This is a genomic window from Crossiella sp. S99.2 (genome assembly GCF_023094165.1).
GTDB lineage: Bacteria > Actinomycetota > Actinomycetes > Mycobacteriales > Pseudonocardiaceae > Crossiella.
In genome coordinates this window covers 276,476-291,818 of record NZ_JALMDK010000005.1, presented here as the reverse complement: position 1 = coordinate 291,818, position 15,343 = coordinate 276,476, and the positions used below count along the sequence as shown (strand labels likewise).

The 15,343-nt window shown below is 71.7% G+C and carries 13 protein-coding genes; 7 read left to right on the top strand and 6 right to left on the bottom strand.

Annotation, left to right across the window (positions count from 1 at the left end; translation table 11 throughout):
- Positions 1–2: 2 nt before the first annotated feature.
- A complete protein-coding gene (locus MZC64_RS21060; RefSeq protein WP_247758652.1) occupies positions 3–1,178 on the bottom strand; it encodes an acetoin utilization protein AcuC in 1,176 nt (391 codons plus the stop codon).
- Between the two features lie 21 nt (positions 1,179–1,199).
- Entirely contained in the window at positions 1,200–1,643 is a 444-nt protein-coding gene (locus MZC64_RS21055; protein ID WP_247758653.1) for an ester cyclase, read from the bottom strand.
- Between the two features lie 64 nt (positions 1,644–1,707).
- On the opposite strand from MZC64_RS21055, the gene MZC64_RS21050 reads away from it, so the two are divergent.
- Positions 1,708–3,234 (top strand): AMP-binding protein, encoded by a 1,527-nt coding sequence (locus tag MZC64_RS21050; protein ID WP_247758654.1) that lies wholly within the window; start codon positions 1,708–1,710, stop codon positions 3,232–3,234.
- On the opposite strand, the gene MZC64_RS21045 is transcribed toward MZC64_RS21050, so the two are convergent.
- Together MZC64_RS21045 and MZC64_RS21040 are read right to left on the bottom strand one after the other, a co-directional pair.
- The gene (locus MZC64_RS21045; RefSeq protein WP_247758655.1) at positions 3,184–4,548 is read right to left on the bottom strand and encodes an aminotransferase class I/II-fold pyridoxal phosphate-dependent enzyme; all 1,365 of its coding nucleotides are present in this window, start codon (positions 4,546–4,548) and stop codon (positions 3,184–3,186) included. The two genes, MZC64_RS21050 and MZC64_RS21045, sit on opposite strands and share 51 nt — an antisense overlap.
- A gap of 10 nt (positions 4,549–4,558) precedes the next feature.
- Complete coding sequence (locus tag MZC64_RS21040; RefSeq protein ID WP_247758656.1) at positions 4,559–5,902, bottom strand: glutamine synthetase family protein; 1,344 nt, start codon at positions 5,900–5,902, stop codon at positions 4,559–4,561.
- 219 nt (positions 5,903–6,121) lie between these two features.
- Here MZC64_RS21040 and MZC64_RS21035 point away from each other — a divergent pair, with 219 nt between their 5' ends.
- Positions 6,122–6,655 carry a MarR family winged helix-turn-helix transcriptional regulator gene (locus MZC64_RS21035; RefSeq protein WP_247758657.1) on the top strand — a complete coding sequence of 178 codons (534 nt, stop codon included), beginning with the start codon at positions 6,122–6,124 and terminating at the stop codon, positions 6,653–6,655.
- Positions 6,656–6,742: 87 nt separating this feature from the next.
- Positions 6,743–8,200: an aldehyde dehydrogenase family protein gene (locus MZC64_RS21030; protein WP_247758658.1), complete on the top strand. Its 1,458-nt coding sequence runs from the start codon at positions 6,743–6,745 to the stop codon at positions 8,198–8,200.
- A gap of 36 nt (positions 8,201–8,236) precedes the next feature.
- On the opposite strand, the gene tuf is transcribed toward MZC64_RS21030, so the two are convergent.
- Positions 8,237–9,424, bottom strand: a complete 1,188-nt coding sequence (tuf, locus tag MZC64_RS21025) for an elongation factor Tu (protein WP_247758659.1) — start codon at positions 9,422–9,424, stop codon at positions 8,237–8,239.
- A 458-nt stretch (positions 9,425–9,882) separates the two neighbouring features.
- Positions 9,883–10,734, bottom strand: coding sequence for a sulfurtransferase (locus tag MZC64_RS21020; protein ID WP_247758660.1), 852 nt, complete (start codon positions 10,732–10,734; stop codon positions 9,883–9,885).
- A gap of 98 nt (positions 10,735–10,832) precedes the next feature.
- Here MZC64_RS21020 and MZC64_RS21015 point away from each other — a divergent pair, with 98 nt between their 5' ends.
- The 4 genes from MZC64_RS21015 to MZC64_RS21000 all read left to right on the top strand — a co-directional run bounded on the left by MZC64_RS21015 (position 10,833) and on the right by MZC64_RS21000 (position 14,828).
- A complete protein-coding gene (locus MZC64_RS21015; protein WP_247758661.1) occupies positions 10,833–11,525 on the top strand; it encodes a metal-dependent transcriptional regulator in 693 nt (230 codons plus the stop codon).
- Between the two features lie 253 nt (positions 11,526–11,778).
- The gene (locus MZC64_RS21010) at positions 11,779–13,170 is read left to right on the top strand and encodes a galactokinase family protein (protein WP_247758662.1); all 1,392 of its coding nucleotides are present in this window, start codon (positions 11,779–11,781) and stop codon (positions 13,168–13,170) included.
- A 95-nt stretch (positions 13,171–13,265) separates the two neighbouring features.
- A complete protein-coding gene (gene galE, locus MZC64_RS21005) occupies positions 13,266–14,225 on the top strand; it encodes a UDP-glucose 4-epimerase GalE (protein ID WP_247758663.1) in 960 nt (319 codons plus the stop codon).
- Positions 14,226–14,228: 3 nt separating this feature from the next.
- Entirely contained in the window at positions 14,229–14,828 is a 600-nt protein-coding gene (locus MZC64_RS21000) for a flavoprotein (protein WP_247758664.1), read from the top strand.
- Positions 14,829–15,343: the final 515 nt, after the last annotated feature.

Genomic DNA, 15,343 nt, shown 5'->3' with positions numbered 1-15,343 from the left:
CCTCAGTCGCGTGGATCATCGGGGTCGAGGCCGTGCAAGGGGAACACCGCTCGGCGGGTGTCCCGGATGGCCGAGTCCACCGCGTCCTCGGCGGAGTTGTCCCATGGCACGAACGTAGGGTCGCACTCGTCGGTCATGCTCGTCGGCAGCGGCACGTGTGGCGCGAGTCGCGCCGTGTGCGCGATCCAGTCCGCCGGCAGGCTGGTGTCGGGGTCCAGGTCGCGGTCCAGCACGGTGGCCAGCAGGTGCGTCCACGATCGGGGGACCACCCGCATCAGCGCGTAGCCTCCGCCGCCGAGCACCAGCCATTTGCCGTCCGCGTAGGTCTCGGCCAGCTCGCGGAGTGCCTGGTAGGTGGCCCGGTGCCCGTCCACCGACAGCGACAGGTCGGCCAGGGGGTCCTCGCGGTGGGTGTCGGCGCCGCACTGGGTGACCAGCACCTGCGGCCGGAACGCCTTGAGCAGCGAGGGCACCGTGGCGTGGAAGGCGCGCAGCCAGCCCGCGTCGGTGGCCCTGGGCGGTAGCGCGATGTTGACCGAGGTGCCCTCGGCGTCCCCGATGCCCAGCTCGCGGGCGTAGCCGGTGCCCGGCCACAGCGTCAGCGGGTGCTGGTGCAGCGAGATGGTGAGCACCCGGGGGTCGTCGTAGAAGGCCGCCTGCACGCCGTCGCCGTGGTGCACGTCGACGTCGAGGTAGGCGACTCGTTCCACGCCCTGGGCGAGCAGGTCGGCGATGGCCACCGAGCAGTCGTTGTAGACGCAGAACCCGGCCGCGTGCCCGGCCATCGCGTGGTGCAGGCCGCCTGCCAGGTTGACCGCGCGGTCCGCCCGGCCCTCCCCGATAGCGCGAGCCGCGACCAGCGAACCGCCCGCGACCAGCGCCGATGCCTCGTGCATGTGCTCGAAGACCGGGTTGTCCGGGGTGCCGAGGCCGTGGCCGACGTCCCAGGCCGAGGTCGGCGCGGCCTGTACCGCGGCCAGGTAGCTGGGCTCGTGCACCCGTTCCAGCTCGGCCTCGGTGGCGGGCACCGGCAGGTGCAGTGGCACCCCTTCCAGGACGCCCAGCGAGCGGGCCAGCCGCACGGTCAGGTCGAGCCGGACCGGGTTGAGCGGATGGTCCCCGCCGAGGTCGTAGCTCAGAAACGACTCGTCCCACACGACTGCGACCCGGTCACCCATGAGGTGAAACCTACCTCGAACTCAGCCGGACAAGCCCTGGATCGGGGCCAGCCCGAGCTGCACCAGGATGCTCAGCATGTCGGTGTAGACCCGCTCGCAGACCAGGTGGGCGCCCTCGAAGACGAAGAACGCGGTGGCCCGCACGGTGAACTCGCGGCCGGTGGCCGGGATGCCGCGCAACGGGCCCTGGTGGGTGCCCTTGAGTAAGAACTCCACGATCACCGCGTCGTCGGCGTGGTGCAGCGCGAGCAGCTCGTTGCGCTGGTCTGGGAACGCGGTCCGGCTCTCGTCGAAATACCTGGTCACGGCCTCGGCGCCGTCGTAGACGTCCCCGGTGGCGACGATCTCGTAGCGCGGGTGCTCGAAGGTGCCCAGGGTGACGTCGAACTCGTGCCGATTCTCCGACTCCATGTGCTCCCGCACGATCGCTTCACGGGTGGCGCGCAGCTCCGAGTTCACCGACACCTTGGCACTCCTTGCTCGTTCTGGGTGTTTACGCGCCCATGGTGCCCCGGCACGATCGTGCATCGTGGCTATTCCTCGGATTTCCGCCCCGGATCGAGAGCTTGCCAACCACTACCGCGCGCTCGGCGGGTGGCGGGACACGACCGTGTTGTCCGATCTACGCCGGGCCGTGGCGGAGTTTCCGGAGCGGTGGGCGATAGTCGCGCAGGTCGCCGGACGGGCGGAGCCGGTGCGCCTGACCTATCGCGAGCTGCACCGCCAGGTGTTCCGGTTCGCCGACGCGTTGCGGGCGCGGGGTGTCGGGCCTGGTGAGGTGGTGTCCTACCAGCTGCCCAACCGGTGGGAGAACGCCGCGCTGACCCTGGCCTGCGCGGTGGTCGGCGCCATCGCCGCGCCGATCATGGCCAGCATGGGGCCGCGGGAACGGGCCAAATTCCAGCAGTGGACCGGCGCGCGCACCTGTGTGCTGGCCGAGGATCTGCCTTATTTCCTCGACGGCGACTGGACCGGTGCGGACGACGGGTCAGCGGATGATCCGGACCGGGTGTTCCTGGTGCTGTTCACCTCCGGCACCACCGGCGAGCCCAAAGGCGTGCTGCACAGCCACAACACCCTGCACGCCAACCTGGCCCACTTCGCCGCCGAGGAGGACCTGGGTGATCCGGTGATCACGGTGACCCCGCACTCGCTGTCCCGGATCGCCGGACTGGGTTTCGGCGTGCTGCTACCGCTGCTGCGCGGCGGCACCGCGCTCTACCAGGACGAGTGGGATCCGGCCGGGCTGAACCGGCTGATCTCGGCCGAGGGCGCCACCGTGCTGGCCGCCGCGCCACCGTTCCTCACCGCGCTGCTGGCCGCGCACCGGGCCGAGCCGCTGCCGCTGTCCTGGCGGTGTGTGCTGGCCGGTGGCATGCCGATCCCCCGGCAACTGCCCGGGGAGGTGGCCGAGCAGTACGGGCTGCCACTGCGCGCGCTGTGGGCGATGACCGAGGGTGGGTTCAGCTGGACCAGGGCCGAGGATCCCGCCGATGCCGCCACCTACAGCGACGGCCGGTTCGGGCCGCACCTGGAGTTCGAGCTGGCGCCGGGCGCGAGCGCGGAGGAGTCCCGGCTGTTCATCCGCGGCGCGGCGGCGGCGCTGGGCACCCTGGACACCGGTTCCGGCGCGGTCCGGGTGCTGGCCGAGCACGGCTGGTACGACACCGGCGATCTGGCCCGATCCGACGGGAACGGCGGGATCCGGGTCACCGGGCGCGGGGTGGACCGGATCGGCGGCATCTCGATGATCCTGGTCAAGGAGGTCGAGGACGAGCTGGCCGGGCATCCGGCGGTGGACCAGGTGGCGCTGGTGGGCTATTCCGACCGGTTCCAGGGCGAGCTGGCCTGCGCGGTGGTGGTGCCTGCCGGTCCACCGCCGACGCTGAGCCAGTTGCGCGCCTACCTCACCGAACGCGGCATGACCGAGTGGTACCAGCCGCATCGACTGGAGCTGGTGGCCGAGCTGCCGCGCAACGAGATGGGCAAGGTGCGCAAGAACCTGCTACGCCAGCGGATCGCCGCCGCGGACCAGACCTTCCACCCTGGCATGTAGCGCGTCCACAGTGGACTCGTGCTCGGGTTTCATCAGCACGCTGCGCAGGATCCGCGCGTGTGCGGCGTCCTCGGTGAGCCGGTGCCCGCGTTGCCGCAGCGCCTCGGGGGTGACGGTGTAGGTGGCCAGGAACACCGGGTCGGTCTGACTGGTCATGCCCCGGTCCATCGTCCCGGCGCTGACACTGTCCACTTCGGACAGTGTTGGCCTGGTGGGGAAATAGCTGACGATGTCCAGTTCGGGGCGCTGGTACAGGGTCAGCTCCGCCGAGTCCTCGATCAGCTCGGTCCAGCGTTGCGCGGCCCGCCGTCCGGCGGCCACCACCTCGCCGAGTCCGGACCTGGTCAGTGGCAACACCTTCAGCGTCAGCCAGAGCGCGGCCGCGGCGGCGCCGGCCCGGCTGCACTCCAGGGAGATCTCACCCAGGTGCAGTTCGCCGGAGGTGAAGTAGGTGTAGGGCGAGTCGTGCCGGTAGAAGCGGCCCACCGCGGGATCGGCGAAGAGCACCGCGCCGCAGCCGTAGGGCTGCAGGCCGTGCTTGTGCGGGTCGACCACCACCGAATCGCAGCGCGCGATGGCCTGGAACGGTGCGGCCGGGATGCCGAACTCCCCCGCGACCAGGGAGAAGAACCCGCCGTAGGCCGCGTCCACGTGGATCCGGACGCCGTAGGTCTCCTTGAGCGCGAGGGCCTCGTGGATCGGGTCCAGCGCGCCGAGTCCGGTGGTGCCCGGGGTGAGCACCACGGTGCCGACGTCCCCGCGCCGCAGCCGCGCTTCCAGGGCGTCCAGGTCGATCCGCCCACCGGCGTCGGCGGGCACCGCCTCACCGGTGATGCCGAGCACCTGGCACATCCGGCTGTGCGTGTAGTGCGCGTCCGCGCTGTAGAGCACCACCTTGCCCGGGTGAGTCTCCCGCGCCACGAACAGCGCCTCCAGGTTGGCGATGGTGCCGCTGCTGGTGAGGTGGCCCAGGTGGGTGTCATAGCCGAACATCCCGGCGAGCTGGGCGATCACCTCCTTCTCCAGCTCCGCGGTGGCCCGGCCGCCGTCCAGGGCGTGGTTGTTCGGGTTGATCTGCATCGCGGCCAGGTAGCCGACGATGGCCGCCGGGTGCGGTGGCTTGAGCATCTGGCCGGCGTAGCGCGGGTGGAAGAACGGGTAGTTGTCCCGCAGCCGCTCCCCCAGCTCGCCGAGTGCCTCGCCGAAGCGGGTCTCGTCCACCTGCAGCGCCGGATGCGGGGTGAAGTCGCCGAACCCCTTGGCCCAGGACTCGTGCTGGTCAACGGCGGCGCTCAGCCAGTGCCGGAGATTCACCGTCAGCTCCTCACAGGTGGTAGGCGTACTCGCGGAACTCCCAGTCGGTGACATAGCGGGCGAACTCGGCCACCTCGAACCGCTTGACCGCGGCGAATGCCTCGACCAGCCCCGGGCCGAGCACCTCGGTGAGCGCGGTGTCGGCGACCAGGGCGTCCACCGCGGCGCCCAGATCACCCGGCAGCGCGCCCGCCTTGGCCGGGTCGTAGCCGTAGCCGATCAGCGGGTCGCCCGGCCGCAGTTTCCCGGCGATGCCCAGGTAGGCGGCGGCCAGCACCGCGGCCGCGCCCAGGTACGGGTTGGCCGCGGCATCACCCAGCCGCACCTCCAGCCGGGCCCCGCCACCGCGTTCGGGCGGGATCCGCACCAGCGCGCACCGGTTGTCCAGGCCCCAGTCCACCAGGAACGGGGCCAGGGTGTCCGGCTGCAACCGGCGGTAGGCGTTGATCGTGGGCGCCAGCAGCGCGGTCAGCGCGGGCGCGTGCGCCAGGATCCCGGCCACCGCGGACAGGGCCAGCTCGGACAGTCCGTGCGGGCCGTCCGGATCGTCGAACAGGTTCACCCCCGCACCGTCCGTTATGGACAGGTGCAGGTGGAAGCCGGAGCCGCCGTCGTCGTTGAACGGCTTGCCCATGAACGTCGCGTGCAGCCCCTGGGTGGCGGCCAGCTCGCGCACGCCGAGCTTGAAGCCGAAGCAGGCGTCACTGGCGGCAAGCGCGCCGGTGTGACCCAGGTTGATCTCGAACTGGCCGGAGCCGAACTCGTGGTTGCCGCCGACGATGTCCAGGCCCATCCCGCTCAGCCCGCGCAGGAACTGCGGCAGCAGTCCGCGCGGATCGCCCTTGAGGCCGGTGGTGTAGACGTTGCCCAGCCCGTGCCCGTACCGGCGGGGCCCGCCATCCGCCTCCTCCAGCAGGAAGAACTCCAGCTCAGGGCCGAGCACCGGGCTGAGCCCCTCGGTCGCGAAGTGCGCCAGCACCCGGCGCAGGGCCGCCCGCGGATCCTCCACCGCGGGCGACCCGCCCGGCTCGGACACCTCGGCCACGCACCAGGCCAGTCCCTCGGCCCAGGGCAACCGGGTCACCGTGTCCAGTACCGGCCGGGCCACCACATCGGGCAGTCCGGCCGCCAGCGCGGTGGGCGCGGGGATGTTCTCGCCGCGCGCGCTGGTGTAGTAGACGCCCCGGCAGAAGGACAGTCCGCGCTCGGCCACCTGGGGCAGCAGCCGGACCGGGATCTCCTTGCCGCGCGGGATGCCCAGCAGGTCGGGGAAGAGCACCCGGATCAGGTCGACGCCGTCCGCGGCCAGCGCCGACGCGACCGCCGCGGCCCGCTCACCCGCACTTTCGGCCATACCCGACCCTCCGGAAAGTTGTTTGGATCCGAACAATAAGTGGGCAGCGCACGGCACACAAGGGTCAATCGTTTGGCACCAAATGAACTTTGGTGCCCATGTGCATGCGCATGCACCGACCGACTGAGCGGTCTGGTCCACTATTAAGGAAGCAAACGATTTGGGCACGCCTGACACGTTCACTCGGTCGGCGCGCCCGGTTACCCGCACAATGATCGCGTGAGGACACAGCGCACCGTCCAGGAGACCGAGCACGCGGTCCGGGAGCGGCTCGGCGACCTGCCGCTGGACTTCGAGGCGATGGCCGCGGTCGCCAACATCCACCGGGCCGCGGTCGCGGTGCGCAATCACATGGAAAGCGTCATCCTGCGCCCAGCGGGGCTGACCTGGACCGGGTTCGTGGTGCTCTGGGTGGTCTGGATCTGGGGTGACATGGAGACCAGGCACGTCGCCGCGGAGGCCGGGATCACCAAGGGCACGCTCACCGGGGTGGTCAAGACCCTGGAGCAGAGCGGCCTGGTCGAACGGCGCGAGCACGCCGCGGACGGCCGCCTGGTGGTGCTGCACCTGACCACCAAGGGCAAGCGGTTGATGCGCAAGCTGTTCCCGGCCTTCAACGCCGAGGAGTCCTTCGTGGTCGACGAGCTGTCCAGCTCGCGCCGCCAGCAGCTGGCCACCACCCTGCGCGGGCTGATCGGCCACCTCGAACGCGAGGGCGAACCGCGCCGGGCCGCCCTGCGTGAACAGGGCTGATCGGCCCAATCATCATGCCCGGCAGGCGGTTGACCCGCTTGCGGCCGCGACCTAACTTGTTTGGAACCGAACAAGCCAGGGGGCGGAATGGTCGCGACCGTGGCCGGGGTGCGCATCCCCGAGGAGCATTGGATCGGCGGCGCCTGGGTCCCCTCGGCCCGCCGGTTCACCGATCTCTCGCCGCTGGACGAGCAGCCCATCGCCGAACTGGCCCGCGGCGGCCCGGCCGAGGTGGACGCCGCGGTCACCGCCGCCCGCAGGGCCTTCCGCGATTTCTCCCGCACCACCAGGGAGGAACGCGCCGAGCTGTTGCACGCCATCGCCGATGAGGTGCTGGTGCGGCTGGACCACCTGGCCGCGGTGGAGACGGTGGACAACGGCGGCCTGCTGCGCACCCACCTGCGCGCCACCCTGCCCAGGGTCGCGCACCACTTCCGGTTCTTCGCCGACCGGCTGCTGGAACTGCACCACCCCGACTTCCACCTGCGCGCGCACCGCAACCACGTGAGCTGGGACCCGGCCGGGGTGTGCGGCCTGATCACGCCCTGGCACGCGCCCCTGCTGCAGGCGAGCTGGCGGCTCGCCCCGGCACTGGCCGCCGGCAACACGGTGGTGCTGAAACCGGCCGAGTGGGCGCCGCTGACCGCCGCGCTGCTGTGCCGGATCACCGCCGAGGCCGGCCTGCCCGACGGGGTGCTGAACCTGGTGCAGGGCACCGGAAGCGAGGCGGGCGCCGCCCTGGCCGCGCATCCCGGACTGGCCCGGCTGGCCTACACCGGATCCGCGCCCGCCGGTCGCCGGGTGGCCGCCGCGGCCGGGGCCACGCTGACCCCGGTTTCGTTGGAGCTGGGCGGAAAATCGCCGGTCATCATCTTCGCCGACAGCGATCTGGACCGGGCCGCCGCGGTCGCGGTGGAGCAGTTCGACCACGCCGGCCAGTTCTGCCACGCGGGCGGACGGCTGCTGGTGGAACGGCGGGTGGCCGAGGAGTTCAGCACCCGGCTCCTGGTGCGCGCCAACGCCCTGCGCCAAGGCGATCCGCGGGATGTGCGCACCGACATCGGCCCGCAGATCCACCGCACCCACCTCAAGCGCATCGACGGTTTTGTCACCCGCGCGCTGGCCGCCGGCGCCCGGCCACTGCTGGGCGGCTCCCGGCACGAACGCCTCGGCGGCCTGTACTACCGGCCCACCCTGCTCGCCGATCCACCGCCCGGCGGGGAGATCCTGACCGAGGAGATCCTCGGCCCGGTGCTCACCCTGCAGACCTTCGACACCGAGGCGCAGGCGTTGTCCCTGGCCAACAACAGCAGGCACGGCCTGGCCGCGACCGTGTTCACCGGCAACGCCGACCGCGCCCGCCGGGTCACCGCGCACCTGGTCGCCGGGACGGTGTGGGTCAACTGCGGTGCGGTGCGCGACCTGCGCGCGCCCTACGGCGGGTCCCGGCAGTCCGGCATCGGCCGCGGCGGCGGCCAGTGGAGCTTCGACTTCTACTGCGACCTCAAGAACACCGTCTTCGCCCCCGACGGCCTGCTGGACTGACCCCGCGACGCGAGGTCGCGAGGTCAGTCCAGTGCTTCAGTCGAGCAGCTCGCTGATGGTGCCCGCGCCCACGGTCCGCCCACCCTCACGGATGGCGAACCCCAGACCAGCGCCCATCGCGACCGGCTTGCCCAGCCGCACGGTCAGCTCGACCGAGTCGCCCGGACGCACCACCACACCCTCGGGCAGCTCGATCTCGCCCACCACGTCCGCGGTGCGGAAGTGGAACTGCGGCCGGTAGTTGGCGTGGAACGGCGTCCGGCGACCGCCCTCCTGGGTGGAGAGCACGTACACCTGCGCGGTGAACGCGGTGTGCGGCCGCACGCTGCCGGGCAGCGCCAGCACCTGCCCGCGCTGCACCTGCTCCCGCTTCACTCCACGCAGCAGGATCGCCGCGTTGTCCCCGGCCTGCGCCCGGTCCAGGGACTTGCCGAAGGTCTCCAGCCCCGTGCACACGCTGGCGAAGGTCGGCTCCAGCCCGACCACCTCCACCGCGTCGCCGAGCGCGATCGAGCCCTGCTCCACCGCCCCGGTCACCACGGTGCCGCGACCGGTGATGGTCAGCACGTTCTCGATCGGCATCAGGAACGGCAGGTCGAGGCGGCGCACCGGCTCCGGCACGTGCTCGTCCACCGCGCGCAGCAGGTCGAGCACGCTGTTCACCCAGCGCTGCTCGCCCTCCAGCGCCCGCAGCCCCGACACCGGGATCACCGGCACCGCGTCCCCGTCGAAGCCGTACCGGGACAACAGATCCCGGATCTCCAGCTCCACCAGGTCCAGCAGCTCCTCATCGGCCACCACATCCGCCTTGTTCAGCGCCACCACCAGGTGCTCGACCCCGATCCGCCGGGCGAGCACGATGTGCTCCCTGGTCTGCGGCTTGACCCCGTCCTCGGCGGAGACCACCAGGATCGCCCCGTCCAGCTGCGCCGCGCCCGTGATCATGTTCTTCACGTAGTCGGCGTGCCCCGGCATGTCCACGTGCGCGTAGTGCCGGGTCGGCGTCTCGTACTCCACGTGCGCGATGTTGATGGTGATCCCGCGCTCGATCTCCTCCGGCGCCTTGTCGATCCGGTCGAAGGCCACGTAGTCGGTGGTGGACCCGGCCTGCTCGGCAAGCACCTTGGTGATCGCGGTGGTCAGGGTCGTCTTGCCGTGGTCGACATGGCCCATGGTGCCGATGTTGAGGTGCGGCTTGGTCCGGGTGTACTGCTGCTTGCTCATGACTGTTCCTCGGGTCGGATGAGACCAGGCTCGACCCTCACGTTCGGTGAGGGTCAAGCGAGAACCGACCAACGACCCCGGCTACTCACGATGGAGCGGGGGCCGCCGGGGCGGGCCACCCTCCTCCTTCGGTTCTCCACAGCGGGAGGAGGGTCAGCTTCGCGCGCCGGACAGCCAGACTGAGACGGCCGACAGCGCGCCCGGCAGGCAGTGGCCTGCGAGCGATGCGCTGTGGACGGTCCCGAACATGCCGCGAAGAATGACAGGGCGCACCATGCCCTGTCATCCGATTTTCCTTACCCCACCCAGCTTTCCGGGCAGCGCCCCACCTTTCCGGGCCGCGCTCGCATTTGCTGGGGCGTTCGCCTTCCCGCGGCACGCAGCCTTTCCTAGCCGCGCCCCGCCCTTCCTCGCGGCGCCCGCCGAGTCAGCCGGTCAGCCCGCCCGCACCCTCCGAATCAGCCCGGCAGCTCGCCGGTGGCCACCGGACGGCTCGGATCCGCCGACCAGTTCGACCACGACCCCGCGTACAACGCGGCCGGCGCCTCCGCACTGGTCAGCCCGGACACCTCCAGCGCGAGCACGATCGAGGACGCGGTCACCCCCGACCCGCAGTAGGCCCCCACCGGCCGCCCCGCCGCGACCCCCAGCTCCCGGAACCGCGCCGCCAGCTCCTCGGCGGTGCGCCAGGACCCATCCGGCCCGATGTGCCCGGAGAACGGCGCGTTCACCGCCCCCGGCACATGCCCGGCCGCCGGGTCGATCGGCTCGACCTCGCCGCGGTAGCGCTCCGGCGCGCGGGCGTCCAGCAGCAGCGCCTCCCGCGCCCATTTCCCGGCCTGCTCGGCGTCCAGCACCGGCAACTGCCCCGCTTCGACCACGATGTCACCCGGCCGTGGAGAGGGAACGTCGGCGGTGACCGGGTGTCCAGCCTTCGTCCACCCAGCGTAACCTCCGTCGAGTACGGCGACCTCGCGATGCCCGGCCCAGCGCAGCAGCCACCACAGCCGCGCCGCCACCGATCCGTCGCCCGCGTCGTAGGCCACCACGGGGGTCCCGGCGGACACCCCGGCCGCGCGCAGCACGGCCTGGAGGTGATCTGTGCCGGGCAGGGGATGACGACCGAGGGGTCCCGGCGTTGCAGAGAGGTCGGCGTCGAGGTCGACGAAGACCGCGCCCGGCAGATGGTCGCGGTCGTAGTCGGCGCGGGCCGGCGGCCCGGCCAGCCGCCACCGCACGTCGAGGACCACCGGCGGGCGGTCAGTGGTGAGCAGCTCGGCCAGCGCGGCGGGAGTGATCAACGGGTGCACCACCCCATACTGCCCGCCCGCACTACTCCTGACACCGGGTGAACGCCATGGATGTCAGCCAGTAGGACTAACATTGCCCACGACGAAGGGGAGCGCGTGTGAACGACCTCATCGACACCACCGAGATGTACCTCCGCACCATCTACGAGCTTGAGGAAGAGGGCGTGGTTCCACTGCGCGCCCGCATCGCCGAGCGCCTGGAACAGAGCGGGCCGACGGTCAGTCAGACCGTCGCGCGGATGGAGCGCGACGGCCTGCTCATTGTCGCCGACGACCGGCACCTTGAGCTGACCGACGCCGGCCGCAGCCGGGCGATCGCCGTGATGCGCAAACACCGGCTCGCCGAACGCCTGCTGGTCGACGTCATCGGCCTGGAGTGGGAGCACGTGCACAGCGAGGCGTGCCGCTGGGAACACGTGATGAGCGAGGCCGTCGAGCGCAAGCTCGTCAAACTCCTCAACCACCCCACCACCTCGCCCTACGGCAACCCCATCCCCGGCCTGGACCGCCTGGGCGTCGGCGAACCGGCCCCGCCGGCGGACCTGGACCTGCGCCGGCTCACCGACATCGCCAGGGCGGGCGGTGGTGAGGTGGAGGTCTGCCGCATCGCCGAACACGTCCAGTCGGACCCGGACCTGATGAACGAGCTGAAGTCGGCGGGCATCACCCCCGGCGGCACCGTTCGGGTGCACCAGTCCGGCGCCAGCCAGCCCGTGCGGGTCACCGGCGACTCCGCCTCGGCCGAGCTGACCTACGACATCGCGCACGCGGTGCTCGTCCGAACCAGCTGAACCCGCCCGACCCGCTGGCCACCAGCAGCGGGTCCGGGCGGCGCCCAGCACGCTGGCCTGGGCCGCCTCCGGCAACGCTGGCCTGGGCTGCCTCCGGCAACGCGGCCTGGGCCGCACGCGGCATCCCGGCCCGGCAGCCCCGCCACCGCGCGCTCAGCGCCCGGCCCCAAGCCTCGCCGCCAGCCCATCCCTCGGGCGCCGCACCACCGGCTTGCTCACCATCCGCCGCCGCTATCCCACCAATGGAGTACGTGTGAACCAGGCCCAACGGGCGGCGGAGGAGTTCCGCGCGCGCATCGGCGAACCCACTGGCGTGTGGTCGGCCCCCGGCCGGGTGAACCTGATCGGCGAGCACACCGACTACAACGACGGTTACGTGCTCCCCTTCGCCATCCCGCACCGCATCGCCGTGGCCGCCGCCCCTCGCACCGACGGCCTGCTCTCCGTGGCCACCCTGGGCGATGACGGCAAGCTCAACCAGGCCGACCCCGTCCCGGTCGCCGCCCTGACCCCCGGCCTGCTCTCCGGCTGGCCCGCCTATCCCAGCGGCGTCGCCTGGTCCCTGCGCGAGAACGGCATCCCGGTCACCGGCGCCACCCTGCTCATCGCGGGCGACGTCCCCGCGGGCGCCGGCCTCTCCAGCTCCCACGCCCTGGAATGCGCCACCGCCCTGGCCCTCCTGGACCTCGCCGGCCACCCCGCCGTCCCCGCTCCCGCGGCGTCCGACCCGCACACCGCCGCCACCACCTCGGCCGCGGTCCCCACCTCGGACGCAGCCAGCCCTGCTGCGGCCCCCGCACCAGGCACAGCCAGCCCTGCCGCGGTCCCCTCCCCTGGCACGGCCAGCCCCGCCCCAGTCCCCGCCCCGGGCACAGCCAGCCCCGCCGCCTCCGGCGCTGCCCCTGACCAGCCCGGGTCCGCCGGCACCATCGCCCCCGACCTGCCCACCCTGGCGCGCTGGATCCAGCGCGCCGAGAACGACTTCGTCGGCGCCCCCACCGGCCTGCTGGACCAGACCGCGTCCCTGCGTTGCGTCGAAGGCCACGCCCTGTTCCTGGACGTCCGCTCCGGCGAGACCGAGCAGGTCCCCTTCAACGCCGCCGCCCACGGCCTGGAAATCCTGGTCATCGACACCCGGGCCAGCCACTCGCACACCGACGGTGGCTACGCCGCCCGCCGCGCCGGCTGCGAACAGGCCGCCGAACTGCTCGGCATCCCGGCCCTGCGCGATGTCTCCCTGGACGGTCTGGCCGCGGCCGAAGCCGCCCTCCCGGAGAACCTGCGCCCACTTCTCCGGCACATCGTCACCGAGAACGCCCGGGTCCTGGCCACCGTCGACCACCTGCGCGCGGGCGATCTCGCCGCGATCGGCCCGATCCTGACCGCCTCGCACGCGAGCATGCGCGACGACTACCGCATCTCCTGCCTGGAACTCGACGTCGCCGTCGACTCGGCCCTGAACGCGGGCGCCCTGGGCGCCCGGATGACCGGCGGCGGTTTCGGCGGCTCGGCGATCGCCCTGGTCCCGGTCGAACTGGGCGAGCGGGTCCGCGCCGAGGTCACGGCCGCCTTCGCCGAACGCAAGCTGACCCCGCCGCGCCTGTTCAGCGGGGTGCCCGCGGCGGGTGCCGGCAGGGACAAGTAGCCGTTTCGCTAGGTTGACCCGGTCGGCGGCCGCCGCGGATCTCCCTCGCGGCGACGCTGACCAGCAGTTTTTCTCCCACAGGAAGGTTGGACGTAGTGAGGCTTCTCGTCACGGGCGGCGCCGGATACGTGGGCAGTGTGTGCGCTGCCCGGTTGGTGGAGTCCGGACATGAGGTGACCGTGGTGGACGACCTGTCCACCGGCCACGCCGACGCGGTGCCCGCGGGCGCCCGGTTCGTGCAGGGCGACATCGGCGAGGTCGCGGGCACCCTGCTCGCCGAGGGCTTCGACGGCGTGCTGCACTTCGCCGCCAAGTCCCTGGTCGGCGAATCCATGGTCGACCCGGCCAAGTACTGGCAGGGCAACGTGGTGACCTCGCTGAAGCTCCTCGACGCGATCAAGGAACACGGCACCCCCCGCCTGGTCTTCTCCTCCACCGCCGCCACCTACGGCGAGCCGAAGGAGGTCCCGATCCAGGAGACCGCGCCGACCAGCCCGACCAACACCTACGGCGCGAGCAAGCTGGCCATCGACCACGCGATGACCTCCTACGCCGCCGCCCACGGCCTGGCCGCGATGAGCCTGCGCTACTTCAACGTGGCCGGCGCCTACGGCCAGTTCGGCGAGCGCCACGCCACCGAGACCCACCTGATCCCACTGGTGCTCCAGGTCGCCCTGGGCCAGCGCGAGCAGATCCAGGTCTTCGGCGACGACTGGCCCACCGAGGACGGCACCTGCGTCCGCGACTACATCCACGTCGTCGACCTGGCCGACGCCCACCTCCTCGCCCTGGAACACGCCACCGCCGGCGAACACCGGATCTTCAACCTGGGCAACGGCACCGGCTTCTCCGTCCAGCAGGTCATCGAGACCTGCCGCACGGTCACCGGCCACCCCATCCCCGCCAAGATCTCCCCCCGCCGCGCGGGCGACCCCGCGGTGCTGATCGCCGCCAGCGACCGCGCCCGCGAGGACCTGGGCTGGAAGCCCCAGCGCGCCGACCTGGCCGGCATCGTCGCCGACGCCTGGGAGTTCACCAAGGCCAGGACCAACTGACCCATGCCTGACACCCCCGCCCCCGCCGCCCCGGCGGCCACCTCAGCCACCCCGGCGAGCGCCCCGACCACCCCGGTGGTCGACCCAGCCACTCCGGTGGTCGGCCTGGTCGTCTCCGGGGCAGGCGGGGCCGAGGGACTCCTCGACGGCTTCGTCCGCCCCGCCGTCACCCAGGGCTGGCAGGTGGCCATCACCCTGACCCCCACCGCCGCCCGCTGGTTCGAGGCAGCCGACCTGGTCACGCCCCTGGCAGACCTCACCGGCCTGCCGGTCCGCTGGACCTCCCGCCTGCCCACGGAACCCAAGCCACACCCGCCCGCGGACTGCTACGCGGTAGCCCCCGCCACGGCCAACACCATCGCCAAACTCGCCCTGGGCCTGTCCGACAACCAGGCCCTCACCCACCTGTGCGAAGCCCTGGGCATGCCCAACACCCCGGTCATCCTGCTCCCGAGGGTCTCCCCGGACTCCACCCGCCACCCAGCCTGGCCCGGCCACCTGGAACGCCTCCGCGATGCAGGCGTCCGCATCCTGCCCACCACCAGCGGCCCCAGCATCCCTTGGGAACAGGTCCTGGCAGCGGTGGCGGACGAACTCAGCTAGTGCCTCGTCCAAAGACAAGGCCGTGTGGCTGGCCTTCCAACGTGAGCAAGCCAAGCTGACTCCACATACCCGGCTGGGAGAGGTGGTAATGGAGCATCTGCCGAAAGTGCTCGTCCGGCCGTTGTCCCCGAACGAACGGCGGAGGCGGCATGGAGTAGTCGAACAATCGTCAACTCTGTCGAGACTCGGTGGGCGCTTGCGCTGATGACGTCCGGCCAGGGCCAGACCGTTCGGGACATCACCTCGTCGACGTGGACAGCTGTGATCGGCGTCTATGTCTATTAGCTCAACGGATGGGCCAAGACCAGCCGCGCCACCCGCCCACCCATCTACACCTGCGTGCATTGATCATCCAAGGCTGTCTGGCAAGCCGACAGGCTGTGTGCCAGAACCCGCCGAGCCGACGCGCGGAACATCGGCGCTGCTCGCCTGAAGTTGCGGCTCCGTGCGTCGATCGATGTCGCCAAGCCAGTCGAGACTCCCCAACAGGCACAGCATCCGCAGCCCCACGCAGC

What these genes read in the sequence shown, in the direction of transcription:
- MZC64_RS21060 (WP_247758652.1), bottom strand. Translation starts at nt 1,178, where the DNA reads ATGGGTGACCGGGTCGCAGTCGTGTGGGACGAGTCGTTTCTGAGCTAC.
- MZC64_RS21040 (WP_247758656.1), bottom strand. Translation starts at nt 5,902, where the DNA reads ATGGCCGAAAGTGCGGGTGAGCGGGCCGCGGCGGTCGCGTCGGCGCTG.
- MZC64_RS21030 (WP_247758658.1), top strand. Translation starts at nt 6,743, where the DNA reads ATGGTCGCGACCGTGGCCGGGGTGCGCATCCCCGAGGAGCATTGGATC.
- tuf (WP_247758659.1), bottom strand. Translation starts at nt 9,424, where the DNA reads ATGAGCAAGCAGCAGTACACCCGGACCAAGCCGCACCTCAACATCGGC.
- MZC64_RS21000 (WP_247758664.1), top strand. Translation starts at nt 14,229, where the DNA reads ATGCCTGACACCCCCGCCCCCGCCGCCCCGGCGGCCACCTCAGCCACC.